Source organism: Mycobacterium sp. SMC-17 (genome assembly GCF_045310915.1).
Classification (GTDB): domain Bacteria; phylum Actinomycetota; class Actinomycetes; order Mycobacteriales; family Mycobacteriaceae; genus Mycobacterium.
Genome location: NZ_JBJIAK010000037.1, coordinates 1 through 16,017 on the forward strand (window position 1 = coordinate 1; position 16,017 = coordinate 16,017).

Annotated in this window: 15 protein-coding genes and 1 pseudogene; 2 read left to right on the top strand and 14 right to left on the bottom strand. The window is 64.0% G+C overall.

Features of this window, described 5'->3' with window-relative positions:
* Positions 1 to 433 precede the first annotated feature (433 nt).
* Positions 434 to 868: a hypothetical protein gene (locus tag ACJH7A_RS21115; RefSeq protein ID WP_244872832.1), complete on the bottom strand. Its 435-nt coding sequence runs from the start codon at positions 866 to 868 to the stop codon at positions 434 to 436.
* A gap of 269 nt (positions 869 to 1,137) precedes the next feature.
* On the opposite strand from ACJH7A_RS21115, the gene ACJH7A_RS21120 reads away from it, so the two are divergent.
* Complete coding sequence (locus tag ACJH7A_RS21120; RefSeq protein ID WP_212814726.1) at positions 1,138 to 1,614, top strand: hypothetical protein; 477 nt, start codon at positions 1,138 to 1,140, stop codon at positions 1,612 to 1,614.
* A gap of 60 nt (positions 1,615 to 1,674) precedes the next feature.
* Here ACJH7A_RS21120 and ACJH7A_RS21125 read toward each other — a convergent pair whose 3' ends face one another.
* The 11 genes and pseudogenes from ACJH7A_RS21125 to ACJH7A_RS21175 form a co-directional block, all read right to left on the bottom strand.
* Positions 1,675 to 3,234, bottom strand: coding sequence for an MCE family protein (locus ACJH7A_RS21125; protein ID WP_212806424.1), 1,560 nt, complete (start codon positions 3,232 to 3,234; stop codon positions 1,675 to 1,677).
* The gene (locus tag ACJH7A_RS21130; RefSeq protein ID WP_318984237.1) at positions 3,234 to 4,418 is read right to left on the bottom strand and encodes an MCE family protein; all 1,185 of its coding nucleotides are present in this window, start codon (positions 4,416 to 4,418) and stop codon (positions 3,234 to 3,236) included. Before ACJH7A_RS21130 ends, ACJH7A_RS21125 begins: the two co-directional genes overlap by 1 nt.
* Positions 4,415 to 5,869 carry an MCE family protein gene (locus tag ACJH7A_RS21135; protein WP_212806422.1) on the bottom strand — a complete coding sequence of 485 codons (1,455 nt, stop codon included), beginning with the start codon at positions 5,867 to 5,869 and terminating at the stop codon, positions 4,415 to 4,417. Before ACJH7A_RS21135 ends, ACJH7A_RS21130 begins: the two co-directional genes overlap by 4 nt.
* Positions 5,869 to 6,948, bottom strand: a complete 1,080-nt coding sequence (locus ACJH7A_RS21140) for an MCE family protein (protein ID WP_212806421.1) — start codon at positions 6,946 to 6,948, stop codon at positions 5,869 to 5,871. The genes ACJH7A_RS21135 and ACJH7A_RS21140 overlap by 1 nt, the downstream gene beginning before the upstream one ends.
* Entirely contained in the window at positions 6,948 to 7,979 is a 1,032-nt protein-coding gene (locus ACJH7A_RS21145; RefSeq protein WP_212806420.1) for an MCE family protein, read from the bottom strand. Before ACJH7A_RS21145 ends, ACJH7A_RS21140 begins: the two co-directional genes overlap by 1 nt.
* Positions 7,976 to 9,163, bottom strand: a complete 1,188-nt coding sequence (locus ACJH7A_RS21150) for an MCE family protein (protein ID WP_212806419.1) — start codon at positions 9,161 to 9,163, stop codon at positions 7,976 to 7,978. Before ACJH7A_RS21150 ends, ACJH7A_RS21145 begins: the two co-directional genes overlap by 4 nt.
* Positions 9,164 to 9,174: 11 nt before the next feature.
* Positions 9,175 to 10,035 (bottom strand): ABC transporter permease, encoded by an 861-nt coding sequence (locus ACJH7A_RS21155; RefSeq protein ID WP_212806418.1) that lies wholly within the window; start codon positions 10,033 to 10,035, stop codon positions 9,175 to 9,177.
* Complete coding sequence (locus tag ACJH7A_RS21160) at positions 10,032 to 10,802, bottom strand: ABC transporter permease (protein WP_212806417.1); 771 nt, start codon at positions 10,800 to 10,802, stop codon at positions 10,032 to 10,034. Before ACJH7A_RS21160 ends, ACJH7A_RS21155 begins: the two co-directional genes overlap by 4 nt.
* Before the next feature lie 303 nt (positions 10,803 to 11,105).
* On the bottom strand, positions 11,106 to 11,486 hold the full coding sequence (locus ACJH7A_RS21165; RefSeq protein WP_212806416.1) for a hypothetical protein: 381 nt from the start codon (positions 11,484 to 11,486) through the stop codon (positions 11,106 to 11,108).
* 66 nt (positions 11,487 to 11,552) lie between these two features.
* Entirely contained in the window at positions 11,553 to 12,605 is a 1,053-nt protein-coding gene (locus ACJH7A_RS21170) for a PLP-dependent aminotransferase family protein (protein ID WP_244872833.1), read from the bottom strand.
* Between the two features lie 141 nt (positions 12,606 to 12,746).
* A pseudogene (locus tag ACJH7A_RS21175) lies at positions 12,747 to 12,977 on the bottom strand (GntR family transcriptional regulator); the annotation flags it as partial.
* A 99-nt stretch (positions 12,978 to 13,076) separates the two neighbouring features.
* Between ACJH7A_RS21175 and ACJH7A_RS21180 the strand changes: the two are divergent.
* A complete protein-coding gene (locus tag ACJH7A_RS21180; RefSeq protein ID WP_244872834.1) occupies positions 13,077 to 13,613 on the top strand; it encodes a carboxymuconolactone decarboxylase family protein in 537 nt (178 codons plus the stop codon).
* A 34-nt stretch (positions 13,614 to 13,647) separates the two neighbouring features.
* Here ACJH7A_RS21180 and ACJH7A_RS21185 read toward each other — a convergent pair whose 3' ends face one another.
* Together ACJH7A_RS21185 and ACJH7A_RS21190 are read right to left on the bottom strand one after the other, a co-directional pair.
* A complete protein-coding gene (locus ACJH7A_RS21185; protein WP_212806414.1) occupies positions 13,648 to 14,217 on the bottom strand; it encodes a nitroreductase family protein in 570 nt (189 codons plus the stop codon).
* Between the two features lie 56 nt (positions 14,218 to 14,273).
* Positions 14,274 to 15,905 (bottom strand): cytochrome bc complex cytochrome b subunit, encoded by a 1,632-nt coding sequence (locus ACJH7A_RS21190; protein ID WP_212806413.1) that lies wholly within the window; start codon positions 15,903 to 15,905, stop codon positions 14,274 to 14,276.
* Between the last annotated feature and the right edge of the window lie 112 nt (positions 15,906 to 16,017).

The following is a 16,017-nucleotide window of genomic DNA, read 5'->3' on the forward strand; positions in this document are numbered from 1 at the left end:
AGCGTTCACCATGACTCGTTGATCACAACGCGTGAACCACGCCAGATCCGAAGTCCACCACTCCCCGGGACGCTATCATCAGCGGGATCCGATTCGGCTGCCCGCGCGCGAAGTTCATCGGCTCGTGCGCGCGCTGCTGCGGCCAGCTCTTCTGCGGCGAGTGCTTCGGCCTCCGCCTGGTTGATCAGCCCCGGGTCGACAGGCTGTGCCCGGCCGTCTTCCGCGGCGGTGTCTGTGGCGTTCACCTGCGTCGCGGTATCAGCGCGGCTGAGTAACCGCATGATCCACCTCCGGTTCGCTGCTGATCGTGGGTACTAGTGCCCGTTGGTGCCATTCCCGTTCTGGCCATGATGTTTTCGACGCTAATCCGGTCGAGTTCCGAATGGTGAAGGGTTCCCGCCCAGCGGTTGACGGCCGCCTGGTGCTCGATGAGTCACCAATTTCGTAGTGAGCACAGCGCACCGCTGGCGCCGTTCGATCGGTTGACGACCTGCCCATCGACGGTGAGTGTGCAGCGCAGCGTCTGGCCGGGCTGTGATGGCTGACCGGCTGTGGTGACCGTGACCATCGCCCACTGGTCGGGGTCGTCCAGGGTGGCTTCGTGAACCCAGGGCTTTCCGGGTTCGAGATGTACGTCGTCTCTCGGGCTGAATTCATAAGGGTTGTGGCTGTATTCGGCCCACGTGGGCGGTTGGACATCGCGGTAGTAGATGCCCGCGTTGGTGGCCAGATCGGCCGTGACGGTGTACGTCACGCGGTGCGGCGTCGAGTCGCTGTCTGCGGAAGCGGAATGTGCTGTCGCGGTACCGAAGGCGATCACGAATACGGCGCCCGCCGCTGCTCGGCGTGGTGCTCGATCGATTCGCATCGCAGACTTCCTCCATGGCGGTAGATCCGTAGTCAACGGTGACACACCATCGACCCACGCAGGGTGCGATGACCGCCTGGCGGGATTTTGGCTGTCGCCCAATGCGGAAAGTTGGACAGTAGTAGCTGTACCGATTGTGCGGCAGCATCTTTCGATGAGCCGAAGTGGTCGGACTCGCGCCGTCTGGTGTCCACCGACGGGCGGCAAAGGGGTTCGCCGCAAAGGAGCAGGCCTTGCAGATATCAACGACATCGATCGCTGCGACGGCGGTGACTGTCGGGCTGTTGACGGGGTGGGATTGTGGCATCGCCGACGCCTCGAACGACTGGGGTCTCAATGGCACCTATGTCGCAACGTCCAATGGTGAGTGGGCCAAGACCAACGACATCTATCACGACGAGGCGAGTATCCGCAGCACCTGGACGATCAAGACCGAGTGCAGTTATCCGACCGAATGCGCAGGCACCGTCGCGAGCGACTGGGGATGGAACGCGCCGATCTACATGAAAAGCGGCGTCTGGTACGTCAAGAAGACGGTCGACAACTGGCAGCCATGTGCAGATGGCACTGCAGGGCCGGGACTTCAGGTTTTCAGGTTCTACCCGGCTACCTCAGATGGGGCCGGCGCGGACCCGACATCGTCGACACTGATGGGCGAGGACTCCACCACCGGAGTCAGCGGCTCGTGCGGAAGTAGCAGGGTCCTCTTCATCACGATGCCCTTCAAGCTGGTCAAGACCGCCTGACCCAGGTACCCACTGCGGGGCCGGCCCGCCCTGAGAACGTGCCGGCCCAACGTTGTTCAATCAGGCGGTGAACAGGTCCCGCCACGTCCGTTCTCCGCTCCGCGGAGCCAGATCCTTCTGGCGGTAGACCTTTCCATCCGGACCCGCGTAGCGTCCGGTGGCTGGGTCATACGTGGCGATGGCGACCGACGGGCCCTTCGAAGTCTCGGGAATGAAGGCGCTCGGAGCCACCGGCGTGGGCGCGGCACCATCCGGCGGCGGCGGGGGAGTGTCCGGTGCGGCCTCGCCGGCCGGCGGTTGACCCGTTGTCGGCCTCGGCGTTCCGTCGAGTGGTCCGTAGATCGTGCTGTCATGATCGACCCGAGAATCCGGCGGGATCCCCTGAGCGAGCAGGTTGGGGTCGATCGGATACGGGCCGAGAGCATGCTGGCGCATCGCCAGGGGCTGATAAGGCTTGTCGCTATCGCAGATTTCGACTGTGGGAGCGCGCTTTCCGGGGTTGCCCATACATGGGTAGTTCCGCGCCCCGCGTACACCGATCGGCGAATCCTGCGGCAGCTTGCAGTAGAGCCCGTCGGGGGTGTCGACATCACTGGTGTCTTCCGGTGAGCGCCAGGACGACGGCGGGAGGAAGCCGACGGTGCAGGCCGGCGGATCGCCGATGTTCAGGGTGAAATCGCCCAAAGCCATGCCCGTCGGATTGTTCTTGGGTGCACCGTAAGACTGGGTGGACGACACTGTCGGTGGCAGCAGCACCAACAGTTGTTCGAGCGACGGGTGGTAGGTCACAGCCACCTGCCCGAGGGTTGTCAGGTTGGACAAAAGCAGCGGCAGAGTGGGCTTTACCTGGTTGAACAGGCGGGAGCCCTCGTCCGCGGCGTCCGGCCCGTCTTTGAGAAGCGTCCTGACTTGGGGGTCGTTCTGGACGAGTTGCCGGCTGAGTCCCGCGACGCTGTGGGCCCAGGTCCGGATGGCATCGACGGATTGAGCTTGGCCGTCGAGCAAGGGCCTGCTGTCATCGATGAGCGCTCGAGACTGATCGCTGACGCTGTTGGCGTCGGCGATCAATTTCGACGAGGAATCCAACAGGGACCCGGCGTCGTAACCAGAGCCGTTGAACGCCTTGAATGTTTCGTCGAGCAGCGGGCTGATCTTGTCTTTCGGGATGCTGTCGATGAGCGCACTGGCTTGATCGAGCATCGGTCCGACAGCTTGGGGAATCGATGTTTTCGACGCCGGAATGACCGATCCGTCGTGCAGGTAGGGGCCGGCATCGTTATGGGGTTGCAGGTCGACATATTGCTCACCGACGGCGGACACGCTCAGTACCGCGGCGTGCAGGTCCGCGGGAATCTTCGACGCATTGTCGAGCGACAGGGTGGCGACGGCACCGTCACGGGTGGGCCGGACATCGGTCACCTTGCCGACCTGCACGCCGCGGTAGGTGACATTCGAGAACCGGTACAGGCCACCGGTGGCCGGCAGTTGCAGGCTGACCGTCATGCGCCCGAGCCCCAACAGGGTGGGTGCCTGCAGGTAGACGACCAGCATCACTGCCATACCGATGATCGAGGCGGCCGCGAAGAGGCCGAGCTGAATGCGTACGAAGCGGGTGAGCATCAGTTGCTGCCGCCGTTCGGATTTGTCGGGGCGGCGAGTGCCGGCGCCGGCAGCGTCGCAACAGCTTTCGGCGGCGCGGTCAGCAACGTGCCCAGCGGGTCCTTGGTGTAGTTGGCGTACCAGGGGTCGCCGGGAGCGGGAACCAAAGGGGCTCCTTCCTGTCCCCAGCGGGTGCCCAGCAGCAATCCTCGCTTGAGCCGGGGGATCGTGAAATCGAAGGTGATGAATTCGTTGAGGTAGTCACCGCGAATGCCGCGGTCGATGAAGTTCTGCGGGTAGGGAAACGTTGGCGCAAACGCCAGCACAGTGCCCAGATTCGGTCCGACGTCGGCCAGGGCGCGGAGGGTCGGTTCCAGGTTGCGCAGGTTGGTCACCAAGTCGTCTTGGGTGGCTTTGATCAGTTTGGTGGCTGTATTGCTGAACACGCCGAACTTCTCCAGAGCTGTTGTGATACGGGGCTGCTCTTTGATCAGCACATCCAGCGCGGGCGGGATTCGTTGCAGGGCTTGGGTGATCACATCGCTCTGGCCGGCCATGGTTCCTGCCAGGCGAGTGAGCGCGGTGATGGAGGCATTGATGTCGTCTCGCTGATCGGCGAAGATGCCGACCACATTGTTGAGGCGCGTGAGCAGGTCGCGGACCTGGTCCTGCCTGCCGTTCAATGCGTTGTTGGTCTCGGTGACCAGCTCACCGACCCGGCCGAGTCCGCCGCCGTTGACGAGGACCGATAGCGACGACAACGTCTGTTCCGTCGACGGGTATGTCGACGTCCGGTTCAGCGGCAGGGTGGTGCCTGGGGACAGTTGTCCGGAGGGCGCCTTCCCCGGCGGCGGATCCAGCGCCAGGTGCATGGACCCGAGCAGACTGGTCTGCCCAACGGTCGCTACCGCATTCGCGGGGACCACGGTGCCAGGTTTGACCGACACCTCGACGTCGGCGCGCATGTTGCGCACCGACATTTTCGATACGCTGCCCACGATGACGTCGCCGATCATGACCGGCGAATTCGCCTCCAGGGTACCGACATTGGCGAGTTCGACGTGATAGATCGCGGCGTTGGCCCCGCGTCCCACCGTGCCCGGCAACGGCAACGAGTTCAATCCGTGGAATGCACAACCGGTTACCGACAGCAGGGAGCAGGCCGATAGCGCCGTGAGGCGGGCCAGGGACCGTCGCTTCATCACGGGGTGCCTCCTGGGTTCGGCGCCGCGGGAGCGGCTTCTGCGGGAAGGAGCAGGTCCCGGACTGTGGGTGCTTGTGGCGATGACGCGGCGGCTGGTTGGGGGACCGGCGCGCCGGGGAACAATGCGGGCGCGGGATCGGCCGGTAATCCGTTGGGCGCGTATGCCCCTGGGGGGCCCGGCGGCGCGCCCCACCCGGCGGGAGGGGTGACGTCGTTGGTACCGGTGTAGGCCGACACCGCCGGGGGCTCGGTTGGGGACTCGGCGCGGGAACCGCTTCCGCCGGGGGCGAGTTTGGGGTCGGTGTAAACCAGATTCTCCGGACTCGGTGCCTTGCGGAGATAGACATTCGTCGGCAGTGGTAGGTAATTGAAGTTGATCAGCGACAGGGCTGGGCCGAGATACTGCGCGCACAACTTCGACGATTCGGCTGCCGTGGCATTCTTGACTGCCGCAATCGCTGAGCAGACCACCGACACGGGATCGGCGAAGTTCGACATCGCGAAAGCGCCGACGGCCGTACCACTGTCGGGGTTGTAGATGTTGTAGCCGTTGGCGATGGCGTTGGGCGCCACGTGCAGCACATTTTCCAGCTTGAGTTTGTTGTCGACGAGGTTCTGGGTGACGTTCGTCAACCGCTGCAACTGTTCGACGGTCTGATCGCGGGTACCCGCGACGAAGCGCCGCACCTCGCCGACGGCGGAAGCCAGGTTCGTCAGGGCGGCATCGAGATCGGACCGCGCGCCGTCGACGACGCTCGTGACACTCGCGAGGCGGTTCTGGAACTCGACGATCTGGGTGTTGCTGTCGCGCAGCGCGGTGACGAAGGTCTGCAGATTCTTGATGATCTCGACAATGTTGCCGCTGCCGTGCGCCAATATGCGTCCGATCCCCGAGAGTTGGCTGATCGCTTGGTGCAGTTTCTCGCCGTTGCCATCCATCGCGGTCGCGGCACTGTCGATGAAACGGCTCAGTGAGGTAGCGGCGGATCCGCTGACCGGACCCAAATCGGTGGCCAGCCGCATGAGCTGGTCTTTGACTTGGTCCCATTCCACCGGTACCGCGGTCCGCTCAACGCCGATCCGCGCACCATCGGCCATTGTCGGGCCGGCATCTTCGTACGCGGGCGCCAACTGCACGTAGCGGGCGGCCACCAGGTTCTGCGCCATGATGATGGCTTTCGCGTCTGCCCGGATCGGTACGCCATGATCGATCGAGAGCGTCAGCCGGGCTTGGCTGCCGGCAGGTTCGATGCTGGTGATCGTTCCCACTTTGACGCCGGCGACGCGGACTTCGTCGCCCGGGTAAATCGCGGTGGCGGAGGTGAAGTACGCGGTGATGGTGGTGGGACGGAAAACGGTCTGCCGCACGAGCAGCACGCCGCCGGCGAGCGCCAGCGCCACCAGTAGGGCCGCGGCGACACGTGTCAAGGGTTTGCGATGACGGGTGATCATCAGTGGCCTCCCGGAATACCGTTGTGGGGCCAGGGGAACTCGGCGCGTGGGCCGGCGTTGTCAGGCGGCTGGCCGGCGTTGGTGCCGCGACGGAATCCGAAGGCGTAGTCGAGGAACGGTTGAATGGTCTGTGAGGGGATGAGGTTGCCGACGAAGGCGTTGTAGTACCAGCCGTTGTTCACTGATTCGCCCTGCGTGACTTGATATTTGGCCAGTCCGGCGAGGGCCTTGGCGATGTTGTCGCGGTTCTTTTCAAGAATCGCGGTGACGGAGTTGACTTTCTGCAGCGTGGGCGCGAGAACCTTTTCGTTGTCGTGCACAAGTCCCGACAGCTGCTGAGAAAGCGCCGACGTGTTGGCCAGCAGATCGACGATCGCGTGCCGTCGCTGGTTGAGCACTCCGGTGAGCGCGTTGGCATCGAGCAGCAGGGTGTTCACCTGCGCGCTGCGCTGCGACAGAATGCCGGTTACGTCGGCCGCGTTCTTGAGCAGCGCGGCCAGGGATTCGTTGCGGCTGTTGAGCGTTCGTGACAGGCGCGTGAGCCCGTCGAACGTCGGTCCCAGTTGTGGGGCCATCCGGTCGATGGTTTCCGACAGCGTGTCCAGCGAGTGGGTGAGTGTTGCGGTGTCGGTCTCGGCGGTGTTGGAGGTGAAGTCGCTGACGGCGTCGGTCAGTGAGTACGGAGACCCGGTGCGGGCAAGGGGGATGGTGTCGGCGGCGTGCAGGCTGCCGGTTCCGGCGGGTTCCAGAGTCATCATCCGGGCGCCGAGGACGGTTGCTGTTCTGATGTGGGCGGTGGTCTGTGTGCCCAGCGTGACCGTGCCATCGAGAGTGAACGTCACCAGGGCGTTTCCGCGACTGAGGGTGACGGCGCTTACGGTGCCCTTGGTGACGCCGGAGACCTTGACGTCGTTTCCCGGCGACAGCCCACCGGCGTCGGCGAACACCGCGTGGTACCTGATCGACGTGGCCCACGACCACAGTTTCTGCGGTTGAAGGCCGACAGCGATGACGAGAATGACCAGCACCAAACCGATGAGTCCGGTGCGCATCAGTTGCGATCCGCGGTATTTCAGCATCAGGGCTCCCCGCAGCGTCCGGTGTTCTGCATGATCCAGGGGAAGTACGCGGTGCGGCCTTGCAGATCCGTCACGCGAACGTTCATGCCGCACAGGTACTGGTTGATGAAGCTGCCGTAGGCGCCGAGGCGAACCAATTTCCGGTAGTTGGCGGGCGCCTTCTGCAGCGCGAGATCCATGCGGGCCTTGTCTTTGTCGTTGTCCAGCAATGTGGCCATTCGATTGAGCTGGTTGACCGTTCCTGTGAGAGGCGGCCGGGCCTGTGTCATCAGTTCGGCCAGGGAACCTGTTCCGTTGTCCAGAGCGGTGATGGCATCGCCGATCGGGTCACGTTCCTGGGACAGGCCGGTGATCAGCTGTTGCAGGCGGGTTACGGCGCCGGAGAATTTGTCGCCGTCCTTGGCGACTGTCGCAACGACAGTGTTCAGATTGTCGATCAATTGTTGAACCGTCTGGCCGTTGTCGGCCAGTGCCGTCGTGAATGAAGTCGTTTGAGCCATCAGCGATTCCATGGTCCCGCCTTGGCCCTGCAGAATCTGGATCAGCGAATTGGTCAGCGCGTTGACGTTCTGGGCATTGAGCCCTTGGATGACGGGTTTGAGGCCGCCCAGGAGCAGGTCGAGGTCCAACGCGGGCTCCGTGCGGTCGGCCGAAATCTGCGTGCCGGCCTGTTGGATTTTGGTCGACCCCGGGTTGTCCACGAGCTCCAGGTACCGGTTGCCCACCAGATCGAGGTAACGCACAACGACTTTGGTGCCGGTGGTCAGCACGACGTCGCGGTCGGCGTCGAAACCTACGACCACAGTGTTGTCAGGTCGCAACGCGATGCTGTCGACCGTGCCGACCCGGATGCCCGCGACTCGCACGGAGTCACCGGTTTTCAGGCTGGAGGCGTCGGTGAACACTGCCGAGTAGGTGTTTGTCGAGCCGGTTCGGTATTGCCCGAGGATTGCGAAAAGCGCTGCGGTCACCAGGAGCATCGTGATGCCGAAGGCGCCGAACTTCAGAGCGGTCGAGTTGTGACGCGTCATCCGGGTTGCCCTGTCTGAGCAGTGTTGCGCGGTGGTCCGTCGAGCGGGCCGAACAGAGCTTGCTTGAGGGCATCAGAGTTCAACAGGATCCCTTGATTTCCGTACTGTGCGGGGTTGGCGTCGATGTCGGTGACCACGAACGGTGGCCGCTCCCCGAAGCCCACGTTGGGCAGGCCCATGCATTGCGGACCGCCCGACGCGGCGACCTTCGGCAGGTTGCCCGGATAGCGGTAGCGTTCGGTGCCCAGCAGGAACGAGTCCAGCAGCATGATCCCGGGCAACGGTTGCGGCGGTCCCATCGCGAGCGGCTCCATGCCCTTGAGCGCGCAGGTGAGTGCTTGGTTGTACTGATTGGTCAGGTTGGTCGTGGGTACCAATAGGTGCATGGCGTCGACGACCGCGTTGCTGTTGGTACCGACTACGTCATTGCCGATGTCTGCCAATCCGATGGCGCTCAGCAGTACCGAGTCGAGGTCCTGCTGGCGCTCGACGATGGTGTCGCTGAGCTGAGATGCGTTGCGTGCGGCGTCCATCAGATCGGGGCCGGCGTCGGCATAGGCACTGAGTACCTTTGGAGCAGTGGCGATTTCCTGGCTCATTGCCGGAAGGCTCGGATCGATCTTGGCGAGCATGGCGTCGAAATCGACCAGGGTCTGACCGAGTTTGTCGCCGCGGCCGCCCAGCGCTTGGGCCATGGCGCCGAGTGCTTCGTTGAGTTTCTCGGGTTGGACCTGGGACAGCACATCCACCAAGTGCTCGAAGACCGTGTTGATCTCGACGGTGACGTGGCCGGCGTCGAGAACCTGTCCCGCGTGCAGCGACTGGGCAGATGGTTCGGCCGGCGGCACGAGATCGACGTACTTGGCGCCGAACACCGTGCTGGACACGATCTGCACCCGGGTATTCGCCGGAATCAGTTGGAGGTAGTCCGGATTCATCGCCAGACGAATCGCGGCGCTGCCGTCCGGCCGATTCTCGATGGCGGCCACCTTGCCTACCTGCGCGCCATGGAGTTTCACCTTGGCATCGGGATTCATGATCAGACCCACGCGTGGTGAGAGCACTGTGACGGATGCCGTGGACGTTGCACCGCCGCGGAACAACACAACGGCACCGACGACGAGGGCAGCGGCCAGCCCCATTGCAGCACAGCCGGTGAGCAAACGTACTGAGTCACGTGACATTCGATGCCTACTTAGCCAGAGAGATTGAAGTTGCCGTTGGGCCCGTAGATGGCCAGTGAGATGAGCAGCGTGATGGAGACGACGACGATCAGCGAAGTGCGGACGGCATTGCCGACTGCCACACCCACCCCGGCCGGGCCGCCGCTGGCGAAGAAGCCGTAGTAGGTGTGCAACAGCAGGATTGCGAGCGCCATCAAGACCGCTTCCAGGAACGACCAGAGCAGGTCGATCGGGTTGAGGAACGTGTCGAAGTAGTGGTTGTACAGGCCGCCGGACTGTCCGAGTAGCACCACGGTGGTGAATTGGCTTGCGACGAAGGACAGGATCACCGCGATGGCGTACAGCGGTGTGATCGCGAGCATTCCCGCAGCGATACGGGTGCTGACAAGGTACTCGACAGATCGGATGCCCATGGACTCGAGTGCGTCGATCTCTTCGTTGATCCGCATCGCGCCCAACTGGGCGGTGACGCCGGCGCCGAAGGTGGCCGCCAGGCCGATCCCCGCGACGATGGGTGCCGAGATTCGGACGTTGATGAACGCCGCCAGGAATCCGGTCAGCGCTTCGATGCCGATGTTGCCCAGCGAGCTGTACCCCTGGATCGCCAGGACGCCGCCCGTGGCGAGAGTGAGAAATCCGACAATGACGACGGTGCCGCCGATCATCGCCAACGTGCCTGCGCCCATGCTGATTTCAGCCATGAGCCGGATCACTTCGCGTCGGTAGTGCGCGGCGGCGTAGGGCACCGCGGCAATCGCACGACCGTAGAACAAGATGTGATCGCCGATGCCGGAGGTGATCTTCACGGGCGTCTGAACGGCGCGTGTCAGCCGCGGGTACGTGGACCGAAGCGGCGCTGTGCTGCGGGTCATCGTGTGGTCATCTGGATGCCGATGGCGGTGACCACCACATTGACCACGAACAGCGACATGAACGCGTACACGACGGTCTCGTTGACGGCGTTGCCCACCGCTTTGGCGCCACCACCGGAGATGGTGAGTCCGCGGTAACAGGCCACTACGCCGGCGATGAGGCCGAACAGCGTCGCCTTGATGCAGGAGATGACGACTTCGGGAACACCGGTGAGCAGAGTGATGCCGGCGGCGAAGGCACCGGGGTTGACGTCCTGCACGAATACCGAGAACAGGTATCCGCCGAGGATGCCGATGATGACCACAAGACTGTTGAGGAGCAGTGCGACGAGTCCCGAGGCCAGCATGCGCGGGGTCACCAGCCGCTGCACGGGATTGATCCCGAGCACTTCCATGGCGTCGATCTCTTCCCGGATGGTGCGCGATCCGAGATCGGCGCACATGGCGGTCGCGCCGGCGCCGGCCACGATCAGGACCGTCACCATGGGACCGACCTGTGTGACAGCGCCGAACGCGGCACCGGCTCCGGAGAGATCGGCGGCACCCAGTTCGCGGAGCAAGATGTTCAGAGTGAACGACACCAATACGGTGAACGGGATTGCGACGAGAAGTGTGGGTGCCAGCGACACGCGCGCGACAAACCATGACTGGTCGAGGAATTCGCGCCACTGGACCGGCCTCTGGAACGCGAATTTGGCGGCGTCGGCCGTCATGGCGAACAACCCGCCGACCGCTTGCAACGGACCGGCGAACGATCGCTGCGGCATGACGTACTCCGTTTCTCTACCGGGACCTGCGGGTCAATGTGACCCGGGACACGTCCCACCGAGGAAGATTGGCAGCCGCGCTTCGGGCCCCGCCATCGCGATTCCCTCCTACCGGGATTTCGGGAATGGGCTGCTGCGTTCGGAGTGGATCAACTCTCGGCCCAGAGGTCGGCGGTGTGAGCTGCCGAATTCCCGCTCAGCGGATGCGGCCGTCGGTACGCCACAAGGGGCCAGGCACATTGGGAGTGGCGACTCCCTCGGTGGAGTCGGCGGCAAATCGATTGCGAGACAGCGAGTGCCGCGCTAGTTACGTCGACCGATGACCAACGCGGCGACGCCGGCAAGCGTGAGGATCGTGAGAGCCGTGATGTCGAATGCCGGCCGGCCACCGAGATCCCGGTCGATCACGTGCGAGACGACGTGGAGCGCTTCGAACGCGATGAAGCCGCCGAGCGCCACCTCCACGGGTGACCGCTGCGCCGCGGCCAGCAGCATCGCGACTCCGACACCGATCTGCAGGACGCCGGCGTCATGCAGAAGGTGGCGGTTGTAGGGCTCGAACGGTGCGAGCACCTCGAAGAACGACATCGGTGCGACGAACGCCCAGATGCCGAGGATCAGCGTTATCAGGCCGAGGATCGCGCAGGTCACCAGCACGATCCGCAACGGTGTTCGCGTCGTCATTGCTCGAGATTAGGCGCGCAATGGCCCAGTGTCAGGCGCCACTTTGGCGGTGGTACCGGGTACCACTTACGTCGCGCGAGCAACTGCGGCCGCAATGCTCCGCACGCCGGTGTCGATCTGCGACTCCGTCAGGTTGGCGTAGCCGAGAATCAATCCCGGTGGCGCACAGTCGGGTTCGGTATAGCACCAGGACAGCGGATCGATACGTACCCGCCGGCTCGCGGCCTCGCGGACGATGTCGTCGACGTCGCAGTCGGTGGGCAGGCGCACTGTGAGATGGACGCCGGCGGCGGCGCCGAGCACCTTCGCCTCGGGGAGGTACCGACCGAGCGCTGCCAGTAGTGCGTTGCGTCGGGCAAGATAGCGCCGGCGCATGAGCCGCAGGTGCCGGTCGTAGTCGCCGGAACGGAGCAGTGTTGCGAACGCGAGTTGATCCATGACCGAACTACCGGTGTCGGCAAGACTTTTCGCCGACACCACAGGACCGACAAGGTCCGGCGGTAGGACCATCCAACCGAGCCGCAAGCCGGGGGCCAGTGTTTTGCTCACCGAGCCGAGGTAGACGACGCGGTCGGGGGCCAGGGCATGCAGCGCACCGACGGGTGCGCGGTCGTAACGGTATTCGGCGTCGTAGTCGTCCTCGATGACAATATTGCCCGCGCGGGCCCATTCGAGCAGCGCTGTGCGACGGGCGGGTGACAGGACGACACCGGTCGGAGACTGGTGGGCCGGGGTTGTCAGCACCGCCGATGCCGCGGTGTTGGCGAGCGCGGCGACGTCGAGTCCGTCGTCGTCGACCGGAACGGGCAACGGCTCGATGCCGTGGTGACGGAAAACCATGCGGTGCAACCAGAATCCGGGATTCTCCATCGCAACCGCGCGATCTCCCACCACATGCGCGAGTAATGCGACGGCCTGCGTCGCTCCCGAACACAACACGACACGCTGCGGATCGGCCCGTACCCCGCGGGTGCGTCGTAGGTAGTCCGACACCGCGGTGCGGGCGTCGGGTAGGCCCTTCGATGAAACGTATCCGAGCGACTGAGATTCGATGGACGACAGCCCCTGACGCAGCGCGCGCAACCAACTGTGCCGGGGGAAGCTCGACAGGTCGGGCACTCCGGGTGCGAAGTCTATGTCGAATGTTCGACGGTCCGGGCGTGACGGTTGCGATTCCCCAGTGGCCGTGTCGACTGCGGCAACCGTTGTGCCAGAACCTTGTTGACTCTGCAGGAACCCCTCTGCGACGAGTTGGCTGTACGCGTCGACGACGAGGCGTCGCGACACCTGGAGGTCTGCGGCGAGCACGCGACTGGAAGGCAGACGGGTTTTCGGCGTGAGCCGTCCCGTCCGGATCGCGTCCCGCAGGCCATCGGCCAGCTGGCGATGCAGCGCGCCGGCACCACTGGTCCGGTCCAGCTCGATGAGCAGCTCCGGACCTGAAGTGGTACCCGATTCAATCGAAATATTGGTTCCTAACCTGCGTCCAATAGCGACCTAGCATGAGGCTATACCGCAGGCGCCGTCCGGTGGCGAGGGAATCGAGGAGAAAGCATCGTGAGAATCCTGAAGCGCATCTGGGTACACCTCGTGGTCCTGGCCAAGTCCCGCCAAAACCGTTGGGACCTCCCGGGTTGGCTGATCCGGCGCCCGCTCATCGCAGCAGCGAACGGGCTCTACGAAATGGCGCTGTTGTTCAGCGGCCGGGCGCCGACCGAACTGAAGCTGCTCGCGGGAATCAAAGCCGCGATGTTGACGCACTGTGAATTCTGCATCGACATCTCCGATACCCTCGGCCGGAGTGAGGGGTTCTCGGAGCAGAAACTGATCGCCTTGGTGAACTACCGGGACAGTGATGAGTTCACTCACCTCGAAAAGCTGTGCATTCAATTCGCCGAAGAGATGTCCCGTACGCCCGCGATCATCTCCGAAGGCTTGCGTGAGGAGCTGCTCACGCACCTCAGTAAGGCTCAGTTGATGGAAATCGCTGCCGAAATCGCCTGGGAGAACCAGCGTGGTCGGCTCAACCAGGGTCTGGGCATTCGGCCGATGGACACGGCGGGTGGAACGGTGTGCCTGATCCCGCAGCCCGAGGCGCGAACTGGCACAAACGATTCCGTCGCGTGATGCGCTGGCTGCCAAACGGGCGGGGCTGAGCCCATCACACTCTGGCCCAGGTGATTTCGCGTCGTGACAGTCGAGCGCGACTCGGGGAAGGGCCGGTCTTTTCGTCCGACGGCCGCCCAGCCCGCCCTAGGGCAGTCATCGACGTCACCTCCCATGCGGCCGGGACGCCGAACTCGCGCGCGACACCGTCACGATCGAACGCGCGGAACTGATGTGCACCGAGTCCCATGACCAGCCCTTGAATCGTCATGTGGGCCACCGCCTGTCCGAGGTCGTATCGCGCGAATTCGGAGAACTCCCAGTCCGTGTCTTCGACGAGGACGTGAGCCAGGTTCACGATCAGCAGTGCGGCATCGGGCGCCCAGCGCGCTGAGCTGGGTGCCAGGTGATTCACGATCCGAGAGTGGACGGGGTCGTCACGGCGCCCCACGATGAACATCCACGGCTGGGAGTTCCCCGCCGATGGTGTGAGACGGGCGGCGTCGAGCAGAACGTCGACCTCCGCGTCACTCAGGGTCGCGTCCCGGTCGAACGACACCGGGCTGAACCGCTCCACCAATAGGGGATGAACTCCGTCGGCCGCGCCATTCTCACACTCGGTCACACCAGCATCATGAGCGGAAACACCTTGTTTCACAACCAATGTGGGCGTGTCTCAAACTATTGGTGCCCGCCCGAGCCGTTGGGCGAGATTTCGTCCTGGTATTCCTTGAGGGCGGTGAGTGCTTTGTGCTCGGCGGCGTGTTCGGCGTCGGCGAGGGCGGCTTGTTCGACGGCGGAGTCGGCGAACAGGAAGCTGCCGGTGCCGGGGGATCCGGCGGAGCCGAGCTTGTTCATGCGCTTGGGCAGTGCGGCACCCTGGTATTCCAGCGGGATGGGGTGGCCGTGGTCGTCGACCGGTCCCAGGGGCTGGTGCAGTTCGACGTAGGCGCCGTGCGGCAGTCGCTTGATGATGCCGGTCTCGATGCCGTGCTCGAGGACGGCGCGGTCGCTGCGTTGCAGGCCGACGCACCAGCGGTAGGTCAGGTAGTAGACCACTGCTGGCAGGACGACCATGCCGATGCGGCCGATCCAGGTGGTGGCGTTCAGGGAGATGTCGAACTTGAGCGCGATGATGTCGTTCATCGCGGCCAGGGTCAGCACCATGTAGAACGCGATGGCCATGGCACCGATGGCGGTGCGGACCGGCACGTCACGCGGACGCTGCAGCAGGTTGTGGTTGGCACGATCACCCGTAACCCTGGCCTCGATAAAGGGATACGCGATGAGCAACGTGAAGACCAGACCCATGATCAACGCCACCGCGACCACAGCGGGGATGGTGTGGCCGAAGGGGTAGAACTCCCAGGCCGGCCAGATGCGCGCCAGGCCTTCGGTCCACATCATGTAGAAGTCGGGCTGGCTACCGGCGGACACCTGCGAGGGCTTGTAGGGGCCCAGTTCCCAGATCGGGTTGATCTGCAGCAGACCACCCATGATTCCGAGGACTCCGGTGACCATGGCGAAGAACGCGCCGGATTTGAAGGCGAAGACCGGCATGACGCGCACGCCGACGACGTTCTTCTCGGTGCGGCCGGGGCCGGGGAACTGGGTGTGCTTGCCGAACCACAACAAGATCAGGTGCGTGGCCACAAGGCCCAAAATGATTGCGGGAATGATCAATACGTGGAGCGCGTACATCCGCGGGATGATGGTCTGGCCGGGGAAGTCCCCGCCGAAGAGGGCCCAGTGCATCCAGGTGCCGATGACCGGAATGCCCAGGGTGATCGAGGACAGGGCGGCGCGCAGACCGATACCCGAGAGCAGGTCGTCAGGCAGCGAGTAGCCGAAGTAGCCCTCGAACATGGCCAGGATCAGCAGCAGCGCCCCCGTCACCCAGCTGGCTTCCCGTGGCCGACGGAACGCACCGGTGAAGAACACCCGCGCCATGTGCACCATGATCGACGCGGCGAACATCAGCGCGGCCCAGTGGTGAATCTGACGCACCAGAAGGCCGCCGCGGACCTCGAAGCTGATGTCGAGTGCGGACTCGTAGGCGCGCGACATCTGCACACCGCGCAGCGGCTGGTAGACGCCGTTGTACGTGACTTCAGCCATCGACGGGTCGAAGAACAGCGTCAGGTACACGCCGGTGAGCAGCAGGACCACAAAGCTGTACATGGCGATCTCACCGAGCAGGAAGGACCAGTGCGTCGGGAAGACCTTGTTCAGTTGCCGACGCACCGCCGCGGACGGGTGATACCGCGAGTCGATCGCATTCCCCTGGGCGGCGGCGCGATTCGACGCTGGCATGTGTCGTGGAGTTCGCGTGACCGTACCGGCCTTCATGTCCTGCCTCCTTTGATGAACGCCTTACCTCTGAGATGCATCTGGAGCCCGTTTTGTGACAGGTCCACAATGTGAC

What these genes read in the sequence shown, in the direction of transcription:
- ACJH7A_RS21115 (WP_244872832.1), bottom strand. Translation starts at nt 868, where the DNA reads ATGCGAATCGATCGAGCACCACGCCGAGCAGCGGCGGGCGCCGTATTC.
- ACJH7A_RS21125 (WP_212806424.1), bottom strand. Translation starts at nt 3,234, where the DNA reads ATGCTCACCCGCTTCGTACGCATTCAGCTCGGCCTCTTCGCGGCCGCC.
- ACJH7A_RS21135 (WP_212806422.1), bottom strand. Translation starts at nt 5,869, where the DNA reads ATGATCACCCGTCATCGCAAACCCTTGACACGTGTCGCCGCGGCCCTA.
- ACJH7A_RS21140 (WP_212806421.1), bottom strand. Translation starts at nt 6,948, where the DNA reads ATGCTGAAATACCGCGGATCGCAACTGATGCGCACCGGACTCATCGGT.
- ACJH7A_RS21145 (WP_212806420.1), bottom strand. Translation starts at nt 7,979, where the DNA reads ATGACGCGTCACAACTCGACCGCTCTGAAGTTCGGCGCCTTCGGCATC.
- ACJH7A_RS21150 (WP_212806419.1), bottom strand. Translation starts at nt 9,163, where the DNA reads ATGTCACGTGACTCAGTACGTTTGCTCACCGGCTGTGCTGCAATGGGG.
- ACJH7A_RS21155 (WP_212806418.1), bottom strand. Translation starts at nt 10,035, where the DNA reads ATGACCCGCAGCACAGCGCCGCTTCGGTCCACGTACCCGCGGCTGACA.
- ACJH7A_RS21160 (WP_212806417.1), bottom strand. Translation starts at nt 10,802, where the DNA reads ATGCCGCAGCGATCGTTCGCCGGTCCGTTGCAAGCGGTCGGCGGGTTG.
- ACJH7A_RS21165 (WP_212806416.1), bottom strand. Translation starts at nt 11,486, where the DNA reads ATGACGACGCGAACACCGTTGCGGATCGTGCTGGTGACCTGCGCGATC.
- ACJH7A_RS21190 (WP_212806413.1), bottom strand. Translation starts at nt 15,905, where the DNA reads ATGCCAGCGTCGAATCGCGCCGCCGCCCAGGGGAATGCGATCGACTCG.